The following is a 14,669-nucleotide window of genomic DNA, read 5'->3' on the forward strand; positions in this document are numbered from 1 at the left end:
ACGGTACCGGCCCGGCCCGGGTGTCCGCTGACTGTTCGCGTCAGGTGGACAGGGCGCGGGCGGTCGGCCGGCGGCGACGTCGGCCAGCGCCGTCTTGACGCCCACCGGGAATGCGAGAGGTCGGAATGGCGCGTGGATGGCGCCTCGGAGCGACCGCTCGCGTGACAGGTCGCCGGCGCTGCGGTCGCGCCCCTGTGTCCCCTCCTGCACAGACCCCCGTGCACCCGCATTCCTCCCCAGGCCGGCGGCGGCTCAGGACGCCGCCCGCCCCACCGCGCCAGGCTGGCACCATGCGTCACCCCGCCCCGCTTCCCGCGGCCTTGCTTCACGGCCCCTTCACCGCCGCGCAGGCGAGGGCCGCCGGCATCGACCGCAACCGGCTGCGTCGCTCCGACGTCGAACGCCTCGCCCGGGGCCTCTACCGCCGGCGTGAGGCCACCCCGGCCGCCGTCGAACGCCCCGTGGCCGGCTCCTCCCCCTACCGGTGGAGCACCCCGCTCTCGGCCGCCCAACGCGAGCTGCTGCTGCGGCTCGCCCGGCACCGCGCCACCACGGTGGTGTCGCACCAGACCGCAGCCCGCGCCCGGGAGATCTGGCTGCCGGAGCGACTGGACGCGGAGGACGGCGTCCACGTGAGCCGCCCGCGGGACCGTGGCCGCCTCGCCCTCCCCGGCGTCACCTCCCACCGGACGGCACTCCCGCCCGCGGACGTGGAGGGCGTGCGGATCGGCGGCCTGGCCTGGTACGTCACCGCCCCGCCCCGTCTCTGGGTCGACCTCTCGGCCCTGCTCGACGACGACGAGCTCGTCATCCTCGGCGACCATCTCGTCCGCCGGGCGCAGCTGTCCGGCGGCCCGGACGCCGCCGAGCGGACCCGGGCGGCCCTGGCCCAGGCGGCCGAAGCGAGCCCGTCCGCGCACAACCGACGACGACGGCTCCGCACCGCCGCCACACTGGTCCGGGTGGGGGCGCACTCGCCGAAGGAGACGCGGCTCCGGCTCGCGCTGAGGGCCGCCGGGCTCCCCGAGCCCGCACTGCAGCTCGAGGTCTGGGACCCGGAGTTCTCCCTGCACCACCCCGCGACGGCGGACCTGGGCTATCGGCAGGCGAGAGTGGCCCTGCACTACGACGGCGGCCACCACGGTGCGGATCGCCAGATCGATCGCGACGTGCAGCGCAACGCGGCCTTCGAGCGACGGGGCTACCGGAACATCACCGTGTCCTCCTCCGACGCTCGCCGCGGATTCACGCGCGTGTTCGTGGAGGTGCGCCGTCACCTCGGGGACGCCGGCGACCTGTCACGCAAGGAGTCGGAATGGGGCGTGAATGGCACCTCAGAGCGACCGCTCACGTGACAGGTCGCTGCTGCGGCGGCCACGCCGGGCCGGGCCCCCGGTCAGCTGTACACGTGCGGGGCGAGGGTGCCCACGAAGTCCAGGTTGCGGTACTTCTCCGCGTAGTCCAGGCCGTAGCCCACCACGAACTCGTTGGGGATGTCCCGCCCGACGTACTTCACGTCGATGTCCACCTTCATGGCCTCCGGCTTGCGCAGCAGGGTGCAGATCTCGACCGAGGCCGGGCCGCGGGACTCCAGGTTGGCCTTGAGCCAGGACAGGGTCAGGCCGGAGTCGATGATGTCCTCGACGATCAGGACGTGCCGGCCCGTGAGGTCCGCGTCGAGGTCCTTGAGGATGCGCACCACGCCGGAGGACTTGGTGCCGGAGCCGTAGGAGGAGACCGCCATGAAGTCCAGCTCCACGTGGGAGTGCAGGGCGCGGGTGAGGTCGGCGACCACCATCACCGCGCCCTTGAGCACGGCGACGATGAGCAGGTCCTTGTCCGCGTAGTCGCGGTCGATCTGGCGGGCCAGGTCCGTGATCGTGTCCTGCACGTCCTCGCGGGACATGAGGACGTGGCTGAGGTCGTTCTGGACATCCTGTGCGTCCATGCGCCGCTCCTGGTGAGTGCTCGTGCGGGAATGCCGGGCCGGGCCGCAGTCAGGGACCGGGCAGGCAGGGGATGAGGTCCAGTCTGGCACACGCCCGATGCACGGCCACCCCGCCGGGCAGCTCCACCGGACCGGCCGACGTGCCCCCCGCGCGGGCGCCCGTCACGAGGGCGTCCACCGCGAGGATCCGTTCGCGGGGCGGGGCCTGCCCTCCCGCGGCGCGGGCGGCGCGCGCGATCACGCGGTGGCGCACGGCGGCGGGCAGCGCGGCCAGGGCGTCCAGGTCCAGGGAGACGACGCGCGGGTCCCCGGCGGGCGGGTCGACGCGCAGCCGGGTGACCTCGTCGCCGGCCCATGCGTCGAGGGCCGCGGCGTCCTCGGCCGCGATGGCCGCGGTGCGCACCAGCCCGACCCGCACGCCGGGGCCGAGGCCGGCGTCGGGGTCCTCGAGCGCGGGCAGCACGCGGGTGCGGACCCGCGAGCGCAGCAGCGCGGGATCGCGGTTGTGCGGGTCCTCGAACCAGGTCAGCCCGGCCCAGCGGCAGATCGCCTCGGTGTCCGCGCGGGCCAGGCCCAGCAGGGGTCGGACGACGGCGGCCCCGCCCGGCAGCGTCCCACGCGCCGGGATCCCCGCGAGGGACCGCGTGCCGGACCCGCGCGCGAGCCCGAGGAGGACCTGTTCGGCCTGGTCGTCGGCGGTGTGGGCGGTGAGGACGACGGCGGCGCCCGCCCCCGGGGCGGCGGCGCCCTGCCCCGCGTCTCGGGCGGCGGCGGCGAGGGCCACCCGGCGGGCACGCCGGGCGTCGGCCTCCGGGCCGTCGCCGGTGCGGGCCACCTCGACCCGCGTGACGGTGACCGGGGTCAGGCCGAGGATGCGGGCGACGTCGGCGGCGGCCGCCGCCACCGCGTCGCTGCCCGACTGCAGCCCGTGGTCCACCACGGCCGCGCCGATCGGGCCGAGCCGCGCACCGTCCCGGGTGCCCACGAGGACGGCGCAGGCCACGGCGAGCGCGAGGGAGTCGGCGCCGCCGGAGAGGGCGACGAGCCCGCGGGGGCGATTCCCCGCCCGGCCCGGCCCGGCATCCGCGCGACAGGACCCGTCGCCCGCGAGGGCCTCCCGCACCGCCGCGACGGCCCGGTGCAGGGGCTCGGGCCAGCGGGTGCGCGGCGGCCATGCGCCGACCGCGGGCAGGCCGCCGGCCCCGCCCGCCGGCGTCGGCCCCGGGTCCCGCGCCTCAGGCCTGGGCACGGATGCGCGCCACCCACGTCTCGGGGGCGTGGAGCTCGGCCTCGCTCGGCAGCAGCTCGGGGGCGTCCCAGACCACGTTGAACCCGGCCATGCCGAGCTCGGCCACGGCGGCGGCCACGAACCTCTGACCGTCGCGGTACTGGGCCATCTTGGCGTCCATGCCCAGCAGGCGGCGGAGCATGCGGTCCAGGGGCGACCGGCGGTCGCCGCGCTCGTCGAAGCGACGGCGGATGGTCTTGACGGACGACACGACGGAGGAGTCGACGCCGTCCATCACCACGTTCGCGTGCCCCTCGAGCAGGGACATCACGGCCGTCAGCCGGGACAGGCGCTCCCGGTCCTCCTCGTCCTGGATCGCCCCGAGCAGGCCCGGCGCGGGTCGGGCCGGGGCCGCGTCCTGCGCGTCGTGTCCGTCCCGTGTCCCGGTCCGGCCGGCGTCGGCCTCCCGACCCAGCGGGTTCGCCGCCGCGAGCGCGGTGCGCAGGCGCTCGGGCAGGGACTCGGCCCTGTCGAACAGGCCGACGGTGAGCGCGGTGATCTCGGCCCGCAGGTGCTCGCGCAGCCAGGGCGCGGCAGCGAACTGCACGCGGTGGGTCTGCTCGTGCAGGCACACCCAGAGGCGGAAGTCCGCCGGGTCGACGTTGATCTCCGCGCGCACCTGCGCGACGTTCGGGGCCACGAGCAGCAGGCGTCCGCCGGCGGGACCGGCCGCCGTCCCCCCGGGGCCGGGCAGCGCGATGAACGGGTCGTACTGGCCGAGGATCTTCCCGGACATCCACGCGAGGATCCCTCCCATCTCCAGGGCGGTGGCGTGCCGGGTGACGCGGGTGGTGGCGGCGGCGTGCTCGCGGGGCCGGGTGTCCCGCAGGTGCGCGAACGTGGGGTCCAGCAGCGTGGCGAAGGACTGCGTGGCGGCGCGCGACCAGGTGGGGCGGTCCACCACGAGCACCTGCGAGTCGCGCAGGTCCCGGGCCGCCTCGAGCCCGGTCAGGCGGTGGACGTGCGGCACGGCGGCCTCCGCGGCGGCGCGCAGGCCCTCCGCCTCGCGCGTCGCCTCCCGCGGCGTGAACCGGGGGCCGGCGGCGGCGAGGGACCGTGCGGTCCGTGCCGCGAAGGCCCAGTCCACCGGGTGGGCGACGGCGGGGGCCGGCTCGGCGGGGGCGCCCGGCTCGGCGTCCGCGGCGCGAGGGCGGTCGGTCGCGTGGTGGTCGCTCATGGGCTCCATCAGATCACAGGGCCCGGACCTCGGATCAGAGCCCGGCGACGGCGCTGACGGCCTCATCGACCGCCGCGCGCGCGGGCTCCAACTTCCACTGCAGATCCGAGCAGATGATGCTGAACGCGAGGACCCGCCCGGACGTCGTGGTGACGGTGCCGGTGAGGGAGACCGTCTGGTCGAGCGTGCCGGTCTTCGCGGCCACGGCCTGCCGCGCGGGGGCATCCGGGAACCGGTCGCCCAGGGTGGAGTCCTCGCCGGGCCGCGGCAGGCCCTCCAGCACGGTGCCCAGGGCGGGCGTGCGGGCCACCCCGGCCACGACGCCGGCCAGCTGGCCCGCGCTGACCCGGTTGTCCGGGGAGAGTCCGGAGGAGTCCACGAGCGCCATCCCGGCGGTGTCCACGCCGAGGTCCTCGGCGGTGGCCGTCAGCAGCTGCGCGGCACCCTCGTGGGTGGCGGGCAGGTCGGCGGCGGGCGCGGCCGCGTGGGCCAGGGCCTCGACCACCTGGTTCTCCGAGTGGGCCAGCAGGTACGCGACCTGCTCCCCCACGGGCGCGGACTCCACGGCCGCGACGGGGGCGGCGGCGAGGACCGTGGCGCGCGGCACCTCGGTGGCCGGGATCGTGTCCCGCAGACCCACCTCGAGGTCGGCACCGGAGGCGGCCACCGCGTCGTCGAGGGCGGCCTGGAAGGTGAGCGCGGCGAACTGCGCCGGGGCCTCGATGCGGTCCTCCCCGGTGCCGGGGGCCTCGCGACCGCCGTAGGTGGCCAGCGGCTGCACCGGCGCGACGTTGCCGCTCTCCGGGATGTCCGGCGTCCAGCGCGGGTTCAGGGCCTTGCGGTCGGTGAAGAGCCGCAGGTCCGTGCTGACCACCACCTGCCCGGTGACGCCGTCCTCGACGAGTCCGGCCACGGTCCGCTCCGCGAGGGTGCGCAGGCCCGCGCGGCCGGAGACGTGTTTCGAGTCCGAGGCGCCCGTGCCCAGCAGCACGTCGCCGCCGCCCACGAGCACCAGCTCGGTGGCCGCGCCGTCCGCGGTGGGCTGGGCCACCACGGTGGTCTGCAGGGTCGTCTCAGGACCCAGGGCGGAGACGATGGCCGCGGCGGCGAGCACCTTGAGCGAGGACGCGGGGGCCACGGGCTCGTCCGCGTCCCGCGCGTAGAGCACCTCGCCGGTGGCCAGGTCGCGGAACTCGGCGGAGACCGTGCCCGGGGACGTCTCCAGCCCCGGCTCGACGGCGGCCGCCACCTGGGCCGCGGTGGGGCCGGCGGACGGGGACGACGACGTCGGCTCGGCGGTCGTCGACGAGGCGGGCGCGCTCGACGGGGCCGTCGGTGCGGTCACGGGCCCGCAGGCGACCAGGGCGGCCGTGAGCGCGGCCAGGAGGACGGCGGGGAGCGAGCGGCTCCGGCGGTGTTCCGTGCGTCGATCCCGACGCCCAGCGCGCCCCGTGTCCACCTGTCCCATGCGTCCATCATGACGGACGCCCCCGGTAGGCTGACGGCAGCACCGCCGGGCGGCGCCGCGCCGCCCGGACACCCCACCCTCTGTGCGAAGGAGAGTCATGGCGCACGACGTCACCATCGAGATCCCCGCGGGCTCCCGCGTGAAGTACGAGTTCGACCACGAGACCGGCCGCCTGCGCCTGGACCGCGTGCTCTTCACCTCCATGCAGTACCCCACGCACTACGGCTACTTCGAGAACACCCTCGGCGAGGACGGCGACCCGCTGGACGCCCTCGTGTACCTGCCGGGCTTCGACCTGGTGCCGGGCTGCGTCGTCGAGGCCCGCCCGATCGGCGTGTTCAACATGACCGACGACGGCGGCGGCGACGCCAAGCTGCTGTGCGTCCCGGCGGACAAGCGCTACGACCACATCACCGAGCTCGAGCACGTGGAGGAGTCCCTCAAGCAGGAGATCGAGCACTTCTTCACCCGCTACAAGGACCTCGAGCCGGGCAAGTGGGTCAAGGCCGAGGGCTGGGAGGGCCGCGCGGCCGCCGAGGCCGAGCTCGAGGCCTCCATCCAGCGCTTCGACGCCGAGGGCGAGGAGTCCCCGACCGACGAGCCCCAGGGCCGCGAGGTGGACACCGAGGAGGCACAGCCGGCCACCGAGGAGGGCGAGCAGACGGACGAGCCCCAGGGCCGCTGATCCCCGCACCGCCCACGCGCGCGACGCCGGCCGCTCACCCCTCGGGGTGGGCGGCCGGCGTCGTCTGCGGGCTGGCAGAATCGACGACCATGTTCGTGCTCACCATCAACCAGCGGGACACCCTCGACGCCGGCGACCGCGTGGACACGTTCCTGCGCGCCCTCCAGGACGTGCCGGGGCTCGGCGACGCCGTCGTGCTCCCGTTCCAGCGCGCCGTGGGCGACGAGCTGATCGGCGCCGTCGAGGATCCGCGCGTCGCCGTGGACGTGTCGCTGCGCGCCCTGCGGCAGCGCCGCTGGAACGTGGGGGTCGGCGTCGGGACGGTGACGCACGCGGACGGTGCGGCGGGCGTGCCCGCCTCCGGGGACCTGCACGACGCCGGCGGGCCCGGTCTCGCGGCGGCGCGGCGGGCCGTGGAGGCGGCGGCCGTGTCCACCGCGCGGATCCCGTTGGCCGTGCGCGGCAGGGACGAGGAGGCGGCCGCCGAGGCCGAGGCCGTGCTGCGACTCGTCGGGCAGCTCGTGTGGTCCCGGACCGACGCCGAGTGGGCGGTGCTGGACCTGCTGGTGCCGGGGGTGCGCGGCCAGCAGAAGCCGGCGGCCGCCGCGCTCGGGATCACGGCGCAGGCCGTCTCGCAGGCGGTGCAGCGCTCCTACTGGAACGAGGAGCACGCCTGCCGCCCCGCCGCCGCGCGGCTGCTCACCTTGGCGGGGGGCTGACCCGGCGGCCCGGGCCGGCCGCGCCGCTCAGGCCGCGGCCGGCTCCTCGAGGAGCGAGCGCAGCACCGTGGCGAGCCCGTGCTCGTCCACGTGCCCGGTGACCTCGTCCGCGGCGGCCACGACCTCCTCCACGGCCTGGCCCATGGCCACGCCGCGGCCGGCCCAGCGGAGCATCTCGATGTCGTTGCGGCCGTCGCCCACGGCCACGGTGTCCTCGGGGGCCACCTTCAGCACGGTGCGCAGCGCCTCGAGCCCGGAGGCCTTGGTCACGCCCGCCGCGGCGACGTCGAGCCACGCCGTCCAGCCCACGGAGTAGGTCACGCCGGACAGGCCGATGCCCTCCACCGCGCGGCCGAACTCCTCGGCGGAGGAGTCCGTGGAGAACACCACGAGGCGCACGGCCGTGGTGTCCATCAGCTCCTCGAACGTGACGCCCTCCGCGGCCACGCCGAAGGACATGTCCTGGAACCGCTCGGTGGAGCGGAAGGTGCCGTCCGGCAGCTCGAGCGCGTACTTGGCGCTGGGCAGGCGGTGGCGCAGCTGGGTCAGCACCGAGCGCGGGTCGAAGGTGCGCAGGTCCGTGATCTCGTAGCCCTCCTCCAGCTCGGGGTCCAGGCGCAGCGTGACGCCGCCGTTGGAGCACACCATGAAGCCGGCGCCGATCCCCAGGGAGCGGGCCACGGGCAGGGTGGCCGCGCGGGAGCGGCCCGTCGCGATGACCACGTGGTGCCCGGCGTCCAGCACGGCCCGCACGGCCGCGCGCACGGGCTCATGCAGATGGCCGTCATGGTCCACGATCGTTCCGTCCACGTCCAGGCACACGAGCTTCTTCGTCATGACCTCCACCCAACCACACGGCCCGGACACGACGGCGACGCGCGGGTGAACGGCGGGGGCGCCGCAGGGGCGCCGCGGGGCAGGCGGGCGAGGCGGCCGACGCCGCCGGGGACGACGTCGTCCGTTCAGACCAGCTCGAAGCGCTCCATCCCGCCGAGGTAGGGACGCAGCGCGGCGGGCACGGTGACCGAGCCGTCCGCGTTCTGGTGGTTCTCCAGGATCGCCACGATCCAGCGGGTGGTGGCCAGGGTGCCGTTGAGCGTGGCCACCATGCGGGTGCCGCCCTTGGAACCGTCCTCCGTGCGGACCCGCTCGCGGATGTTGAGACGGCGGGCCTGGAACGTGGTGCAGTTCGAGGTGGACGTCAGCTCGCGATAGGTGCCCTGCGTGGGGACCCAGGCCTCGCAGTCGAACTTGCGGGCGGCGGAGAGGCCGAGGTCGCCGGCGGCGATGTCGATCACGCGGTACGGCACCTCGATGGCGCCCAGCATCCGCTCCTCCCACGCCAGCAGGCGCTCGTGCTCCGCCTCCGCGTCCTCCTGTGCGGCGTAGATGAACATCTCCAGCTTGTTGAACTGGTGCACGCGGATGATGCCGCGGGTGTCCTTGCCCGCCGAGCCCGCCTCACGCCGGTAGCACGTGGACCAGCCCGCGTACCGGACGGGGGCGCTCACGTCCATGATCTCGTCCGCGTGGTAGCCGGCCAGGGCCACCTCGGAGGTGCCCACGAGATACAGGTCGTCGCGCTCCAGACGGTAGATCTCGTCGTCGTGCTCGACGTCGAAGCCGGTGCCCTGCATGGTCTCCGGGCGCACCAGGGTGGGCGGGATGACCGGCACGAAGCCGTTCTCCAGGGCCAGGTCCAGGCCCAGCTGCATCAGGGCGAGCTCGAGACGCGCGCCCACGCCCTTGAGGAAGCTGAACCGGGCGCCGGACACCTTCGCGCCGCGCTCCATGTCGATCGCCCCGAGCAGCTCGCCGAGCTCGAGGTGGTCGCGCGGCTCGAAGCCCTCGGCGGCGAAGTCGCGCGGGGTGCCGACCTCCTTGAGGACCACGAAGTCGTCCTCGCCGCCGGCCGGGACGCCGTCGACGATCAGGTTCGGGAAGGCGCGCTGCAGCTCCGCGAGGCGGGCCTCGGCCGCGCCGGCGGCCGACTCGGCCTCCTTCACGCGCGCGGCCAGGTCCTTCACCTCGGCCAGCAGGGCCTGCTTCTCCTCGCCCTTCGCCTGGGCGACGCGCTTGCCGAAGGCCTTCTGCTCCGCGCGCAGCTGCTCGAAGCCCGCGATGGACGAGCGGCGGGCCGCGTCCGCCTCGACCACGCGGTCCACGAGGGACGCGTCCTCCCCGCGCGCCTCCTGGGAGACGCGGTACTTCTCGGGCTGCTCGATGAGGTCCTTGACGTCGATCACGTGCGCCAGCCTAGCGGGCGGGGCCGACGCCTAGACTCAGGGCATGACTCCCGAGTGGTGGATGGCGCTGGCCGCCCTGGTGCTCCTGGCCGTGCTGGCCGTCGTCGTGGTGGTGCTGGCGGTGCGCCAGGTCCGCCTCGGCGTGCAGCACCAACGGACGCGTCTCCTGGTGGACGCCCTCGACGCGCGGGTGGGCGGCGTGCAGCGCCGGCTGGAGGAGGTGCCCGGCATCGGCACGGGCCGCCACGAGGTCGCGCTGGTGCTGAACCCCATCAAGACGCACGCGGACCGGGTGCGGCGCGAGCTCGAGCGGCTCGCGGCGGCGGAGGGCCTCGGCGAGGTGCTCGTGCTCGAGACGCAGGAGGACGACCCCGGCACCGCCATGGCGCGGCAGGCCCTCGACGCCGGTGCCCGGCTCGTGATCGCCGCGGGCGGCGACGGCACGGTCCGCACCGTGGCCGAGCAGCTGGCCGGCACCGACGTCGCCCTCGGCGTGGTGCCGCTGGGCACCGGGAACCTGCTGGCCCGCAACCTGGACCTGCCGATCAACGACGTCGAGCAATGCCTGCGGATCGCCGTGGGGGGCCGGCAGCGACGCATCGACACCGTGGACGTCCGCTTCACGCACGAGGACGGGCGCGTCACCCGGCAGACCTTCACCGTGATCGGTGGCGCCGGCTACGACGCGGACATCATGGGCGACACCAAGGATGAGCTGAAGGATCTGGCCGGCTGGCTGGCCTACAGCGAGGCCGGCATACGGCACCTGCGCGGCAAGCGGCACGAGGTGACCGTGGCCCTCGACGGCGGTCAGCCCCGCCGGTTCAAGGTGCGCACCGTGATGGTGGCCAACTGCGGGATGCTCACGGGCGGCGTCGAGCTGCTGCCCCAGGCCAAGCTCGACGACGGCCTCCTCGACGTCATGGTCCTCTCGCCCCGGCACGCGCTCGACTGGGCGCGGATCGCCGTGAAGACCGTGACCCGGTCCCGCAGCTCCATCCCCGTGATGCACACGGAGCAGGCGCAGCGCGTGAAGGTCGAGTTCGCCGAGCCGATGCCCTCCCAGCTCGACGGCGACGCCACCGGGGTCATCACCGCCCTCGACGCCCGCGTGCAGCCGGACTCGCTCATCGTGATGCTCGTGGCCGAGGACGACGCCTCCGTCCGCGACGACGGCGTCTCCGCCGCCGCCCCCGTCCCGGAGCCGGCCCCGCACATCTGACCCCCCCGTCCCCGCTTTCGTTCGGGAAACGGCGGCTTCCCCAGCGCTTTCGTTCGGGAAACGGGCGCCGGGGCGACGCGCGGACGGGAAGCGCGACGACGGCCCGTCGTCGCGGTGATCGTCCCGTTTCGGCAACGAAAGTCTCTCGAGGCCGCCGTTTCCCGAACGAAAGTGACCCTGGGGCCGCCGTTTCCCGAACGAAAGTGGCCCGGGGGCCGCCGTTTCCCGAACGAAAGTGCTGCACCGCCTCAGCGGGAGCGGAGGGACTCCACCCAGGCGCGGCCGGAGCGATACGCGGCGTCGGTGAACTCGGCCGGCACCCTCGTGGGCACGGGCTCGGCCTGGGCGTAGGAGCCCAGGAACCGCAGGTCGGGGTACTCCCGGTACAGGGCCGCGAGCGCATCACCCACGCGGGCCTCCGCCAGGTGCCCCTCGAGGTCGAGGGAGAAGAAGTACCGCCCGATGCCCTCGCCGGTCGGCCGGGACTCGATGCGGGAGAGGTTCACCCCGCGCGTGGTGAACTCGGCCAGGATCTGCCCGAGGGCGCCGGGCCGGTCCTCCGGCAGCGGCACCACGAGCGTGGTCTTGTCCGCCCCCGTGGGCGCGGGCAGGGCCGTCGGCCGGGAGAGCAGCACGAAGCGCGTCACGGCGCCCGGCACGTCCTCGATCCGCTCGGCGAGCACCGGCAGCCCGGTCTGCTCGGCCACGAGCGGGGCGCACACGGCGGCGTCGAAGTCGCCCTGGGCCACGAGGCCGGCCCCGGCCGCCGTCGACGGGGCGGGCGTGAACTCCACGCCCGGCAGCGCCGTCTCGGCCCAGCCGCGCACCTGCGCCCAGGCGTGGGGGTGCGTGGTCACGCGCCGCACGTCCTCGATCGCGACGCCGGGCCGGCCCACGAGCACGAAGCTGATGGGCACGTGCACCTCCGCGAGGATCTGCAGCGTCTCCCCGAGGGCGATCTCGTCCACGGTGGCGGAGACGCCGCCCTCCACCGAGTTCTCGATGGGCACGACGGCGCGGTCCACCTCCCCCCTGCGCAGCGCCGCCACGGCGCTCAGCACGGAGCCCGCAGACACGAACTCGGCCTCGGCCGGGTCCGCCACCTTGCGCAGGGCGGCCTCGGTGAAGGTGCCGGCCGGGCCGAGGAAGGCGTAGCGCAGGCGCGACGGCGTCGCGTCAGCGGAGTCCGTCCCCGTCACTTGACGGTGGGCTCGGCGTCGCCGTCGGCCTCCATCGGCTTGCCGGCCTCGAGCCACGCGCCGGAGCCGCCGGCCACGTTGATGGCCGAGTAGCCGCGGCCGGTCATGAACTCGGCGGCGCGGGCGGAGCGGCCGCCGGTGCGGCAGATCAGGTAGTAGTCCGTGTCCGGGTCCAGCTCCTCGAGCCGGTCCGGCAGCTGGCCCAGCGGGATGTGCTGGGCGCCGGCGGCGCGGCCCAGGGCCCACTCGTCGTCCTCGCGGACGTCCAGGATGGCCGCATCGGCGGGGATCTCGTTCACATCGACGGTCTCGAAGGCGCTCATGGCTTCAGCGTAGCCACCCGCCCGGACGTCCCAGGAAGGCCCCGCCGTCCATGACCCGGCCCACGCCCGTTAGGCTCGGCCGCATGCAGACCTCCGACGCCGCACCCGCCGCCGACGACGACCGCACCCCCTCCGCCCCCGGCCCGGCCCGGCTCCTGGACCGCTCGGCCGTGCGCCTGCGGGAGGACCTCGCCGCCGGGGCGCTGAGCGCCCGGGAGGTCACGGAGGCGGCCCTCGCCGCGGCCCAGGCCCACGCGGACCTCGGCGCCTTCGCCCTCCTCGACGCCGAGGGCGCCCGGACCCGTGCCGCCGAGCTGGACGCGGCCCACCCGCGCGTCGGGCCCCGGGCCGTGCCCGGTCCGCACACCTCCCCCGCCCCGGACGACGACGGCGCCCCCGCCTCCCTGCACGGCCTTCCGCTGGCGTACAAGGACCTGATCGACGTGCGCGGGATGCCCACGCGGTTCGGCTCCGCCCTGCTGGCCGACGCGCCGCCGGCCGCGCAGGACGACCCACTCGCGCTCCGCCTGCGCGGGGCCGGCACCGTCACCCTCGGCAAGACGACCGTGCCCGAGTTCGGCCTGGACTCCTACTCGGAGAACCTCGTGACGGCGCCGGCCCGCAACCCCCTGGACCCCACCCGCACCGCGGGAGGCTCCTCGGGCGGGGCCGCGGCCGCCGTCGCCGCGGGGATCCTGCCGTTCGCCCCGGGCTCGGACGGGGGCGGGTCCATCCGCATCCCCGCCGCGGCGTGCGGGCTCGTGGGCCTCAAGCCCGGTCGCGGGGAGCTGCCGATGGACGAGCACGCGGACACGGTCCGCAACCTCACGGTGTCGGGCCCGCTGGCCCACACGGTCGAGGACGCCGCCCTGCTCTACGACGTGATGCTCACCCCCGAGGGCCTGCCCGGCCGGGTGCTGTCGGACCTGCGCCGCACCGTGGAGACCGCCCGGGCCGGGGACGCCGTCGACGTCCGCCGGATCGGCGTCACCACGGCCTCGCCGTTCGCCCCCGACCTGGAGATCTCCCTGGCCCGGCCCGCCCTCACCGCCCTGACGAAGGCCGCCGCCGCCCTGGACGCGGGCGGCCACGCGGTCGAGGACCTCTCCCCCTACTACGGCGAGGACTACCACCGGGACTTCCGCACGGTGTGGACCGCCGGGCTGCTCCGGGCGCCGCTGCCGGAGGACGCCGAGGCCCACGTGGGCGCGGTGGCCGCGCACTTCCTGCGCACGGCCCGGGCCGCAGGGCGCGCCGAGCTCGACGACGCCGCCCACCGGCTCGAGGAGTGGGCGCGCGGGGTGCGGGCGCAGTTCGCCGCCGTCGACGTGGTGATGACCCCGGTGCTGGCCACCGCGCCCCCGCCGGTCGGCCACTTCCTGGCGATGGAGCCCGAGGCCAACTACGAGGCGCAGTGCGCGTTCACGCCCTACACCTCGATGGTCAACGTGCTCGGCCTGCCCGCGGTCGCGGTGCCCGTGCTCCGGGACGAGCGGGGCCTGAACTGGTCCGTCCAGCTCATCGGCCGGCCCGGCACGTCCGCGCCCCTGCTCGCCCTGGCCGCGCACCTCGAGCTGCTGCTGGCCGGCTGAGCCGGCCGGTCAGGTCGAGGTGTAGTCGCCCAGGGACATGCCGGCGATCACCAGGATCACGAGGAACACGACGGCGAGCAGCAGCAGGGCGAGGGACACGTAGTTCATCACGAGGCCGGCGATCGCCATGCCGCGGCCGTGGGGCTCGCGCTTGAGGCCCAGGTGTCCGAGGACCACGCCCACGATCGGCGGGAGGAGGAACGTGAACCCGCCCACCACGGAGATGATGCCGAGGATCATGGACGCCACCGAGCGGCCGATGCCCTCGGTCTGGCCGGGCTGCAGCGGGGCTCCGAAGCCGTGGCCGGGCGTGCCCTGCCCGTAGCCGTAGGCGGGGACGGTGTTCGCGTCCTGGCCGTAGCCGTACGGCTGCCCGTAGGCGGGGCGGGTCTGCTCCTCCTGCTCGGCGTACGAGGGGGCCCGGTCCCAGGCGGCGCGGTCGGCGTCGCCGGCCGGGGCGTCGGGCCAGCCGGCGGCGGAGGAGCCGGTGCCGGAGGAGCCCGCACCGGCCTCGGACCCGTACCAGCTCGGCCGGGCGGCCTCACGGCGCGGGTCGTGGGAGGCGTGGGGGTCGGTCATGACGGTCCATCCGGTTCGGGGCGTCGCGGTCCGGTGCCGAGTCTAGGCGGTGCCCCCGGACCCGGCCCGCCCCGGGGGGCCCCCCCGCCGAGTCCCCCCGCCTCAACAGCGAGCTCATGGACCTGGAGGCGCGCCGCCGGGCCCTCCGCGCCGACGACTGACCCCCACCCGTTTTCGTTCGGGAAACGGCGGCTCCAGGCGCGTTTTCGTTCGGGAAACGGCG

The 14,669-nt window shown here is 75.5% G+C and carries 14 protein-coding genes; 5 read left to right on the forward strand and 9 right to left on the reverse strand.

The genetic code is table 11. From position 1 onward, the window contains the following. Positions 1-290 precede the first annotated feature (290 nt). Positions 291-1,355, forward strand: a complete 1,065-nt coding sequence (locus tag FLM69_RS05815) for a type IV toxin-antitoxin system AbiEi family antitoxin domain-containing protein (protein ID WP_061866868.1) — start codon at positions 291-293, stop codon at positions 1,353-1,355. Between the two features lie 41 nt (positions 1,356-1,396). Here FLM69_RS05815 and hpt read toward each other — a convergent pair whose 3' ends face one another. Genes hpt through dacB form a run of 4 tightly spaced genes read right to left on the reverse strand, consistent with a single transcriptional unit; the run spans position 1,397 to position 5,758 of the window. After that, the gene (hpt, locus tag FLM69_RS05820) at positions 1,397-1,948 is read right to left on the reverse strand and encodes a hypoxanthine phosphoribosyltransferase (RefSeq protein WP_020625288.1); all 552 of its coding nucleotides are present in this window, start codon (positions 1,946-1,948) and stop codon (positions 1,397-1,399) included. A gap of 49 nt (positions 1,949-1,997) precedes the next feature. Then, positions 1,998-3,197, reverse strand: a complete 1,200-nt coding sequence (tilS, locus tag FLM69_RS05825; protein WP_036380815.1) for a tRNA lysidine(34) synthetase TilS — start codon at positions 3,195-3,197, stop codon at positions 1,998-2,000. After that, positions 3,184-4,413: a zinc-dependent metalloprotease gene (locus tag FLM69_RS05830; RefSeq protein ID WP_036380812.1), complete on the reverse strand. Its 1,230-nt coding sequence runs from the start codon at positions 4,411-4,413 to the stop codon at positions 3,184-3,186. The genes tilS and FLM69_RS05830 overlap by 14 nt, the downstream gene beginning before the upstream one ends. Before the next feature lie 34 nt (positions 4,414-4,447). Next, positions 4,448-5,758 (reverse strand): D-alanyl-D-alanine carboxypeptidase/D-alanyl-D-alanine-endopeptidase, encoded by a 1,311-nt coding sequence (gene dacB / locus FLM69_RS05835; RefSeq protein WP_231862044.1) that lies wholly within the window; start codon positions 5,756-5,758, stop codon positions 4,448-4,450. A 220-nt stretch (positions 5,759-5,978) separates the two neighbouring features. On the opposite strand from dacB, the gene FLM69_RS05840 reads away from it, so the two are divergent. Next, positions 5,979-6,566, forward strand: coding sequence for an inorganic diphosphatase (locus FLM69_RS05840; protein ID WP_036380806.1), 588 nt, complete (start codon positions 5,979-5,981; stop codon positions 6,564-6,566). Positions 6,567-6,655: 89 nt separating this feature from the next. Beyond that, positions 6,656-7,285, forward strand: coding sequence for a hypothetical protein (locus FLM69_RS05845; protein WP_036380803.1), 630 nt, complete (start codon positions 6,656-6,658; stop codon positions 7,283-7,285). Positions 7,286-7,312: 27 nt separating this feature from the next. Here FLM69_RS05845 and FLM69_RS05850 read toward each other — a convergent pair whose 3' ends face one another. Together FLM69_RS05850 and serS are read right to left on the reverse strand one after the other, a co-directional pair. Beyond that, positions 7,313-8,122 (reverse strand): HAD family hydrolase, encoded by an 810-nt coding sequence (locus tag FLM69_RS05850; protein WP_036316228.1) that lies wholly within the window; start codon positions 8,120-8,122, stop codon positions 7,313-7,315. A gap of 125 nt (positions 8,123-8,247) precedes the next feature. Further along, the gene (gene serS / locus FLM69_RS05855; RefSeq protein WP_036380800.1) at positions 8,248-9,531 is read right to left on the reverse strand and encodes a serine--tRNA ligase; all 1,284 of its coding nucleotides are present in this window, start codon (positions 9,529-9,531) and stop codon (positions 8,248-8,250) included. Positions 9,532-9,574: 43 nt separating this feature from the next. Here serS and FLM69_RS05860 point away from each other — a divergent pair, with 43 nt between their 5' ends. Continuing rightward, positions 9,575-10,753, forward strand: coding sequence for a diacylglycerol kinase family protein (locus FLM69_RS05860; RefSeq protein ID WP_141843444.1), 1,179 nt, complete (start codon positions 9,575-9,577; stop codon positions 10,751-10,753). Positions 10,754-11,001: 248 nt separating this feature from the next. On the opposite strand, the gene pheA is transcribed toward FLM69_RS05860, so the two are convergent. Both pheA and FLM69_RS05870 read right to left on the reverse strand, forming a co-directional pair. After that, the gene (gene pheA / locus FLM69_RS05865; RefSeq protein ID WP_020625278.1) at positions 11,002-11,952 is read right to left on the reverse strand and encodes a prephenate dehydratase; all 951 of its coding nucleotides are present in this window, start codon (positions 11,950-11,952) and stop codon (positions 11,002-11,004) included. After that, positions 11,949-12,275 carry a rhodanese-like domain-containing protein gene (locus FLM69_RS05870; RefSeq protein ID WP_010079684.1) on the reverse strand — a complete coding sequence of 109 codons (327 nt, stop codon included), beginning with the start codon at positions 12,273-12,275 and terminating at the stop codon, positions 11,949-11,951. The genes pheA and FLM69_RS05870 overlap by 4 nt, the downstream gene beginning before the upstream one ends. A gap of 83 nt (positions 12,276-12,358) precedes the next feature. Here FLM69_RS05870 and FLM69_RS05875 point away from each other — a divergent pair, with 83 nt between their 5' ends. Beyond that, a complete protein-coding gene (locus tag FLM69_RS05875) occupies positions 12,359-13,867 on the forward strand; it encodes an amidase (RefSeq protein WP_141843446.1) in 1,509 nt (502 codons plus the stop codon). Between the two features lie 9 nt (positions 13,868-13,876). Here the strand turns inward: FLM69_RS05875 and FLM69_RS05880 are convergent, their stop codons facing one another. Beyond that, a complete protein-coding gene (locus tag FLM69_RS05880; RefSeq protein WP_063189161.1) occupies positions 13,877-14,446 on the reverse strand; it encodes a DUF4190 domain-containing protein in 570 nt (189 codons plus the stop codon). Between the last annotated feature and the right edge of the window lie 223 nt (positions 14,447-14,669).

This window comes from Micrococcus sp. R8502A1 (assembly GCF_006704135.1).
In the GTDB taxonomy this organism is placed as follows: Bacteria; Actinomycetota; Actinomycetes; order Actinomycetales; family Micrococcaceae; genus Micrococcus; species Micrococcus luteus.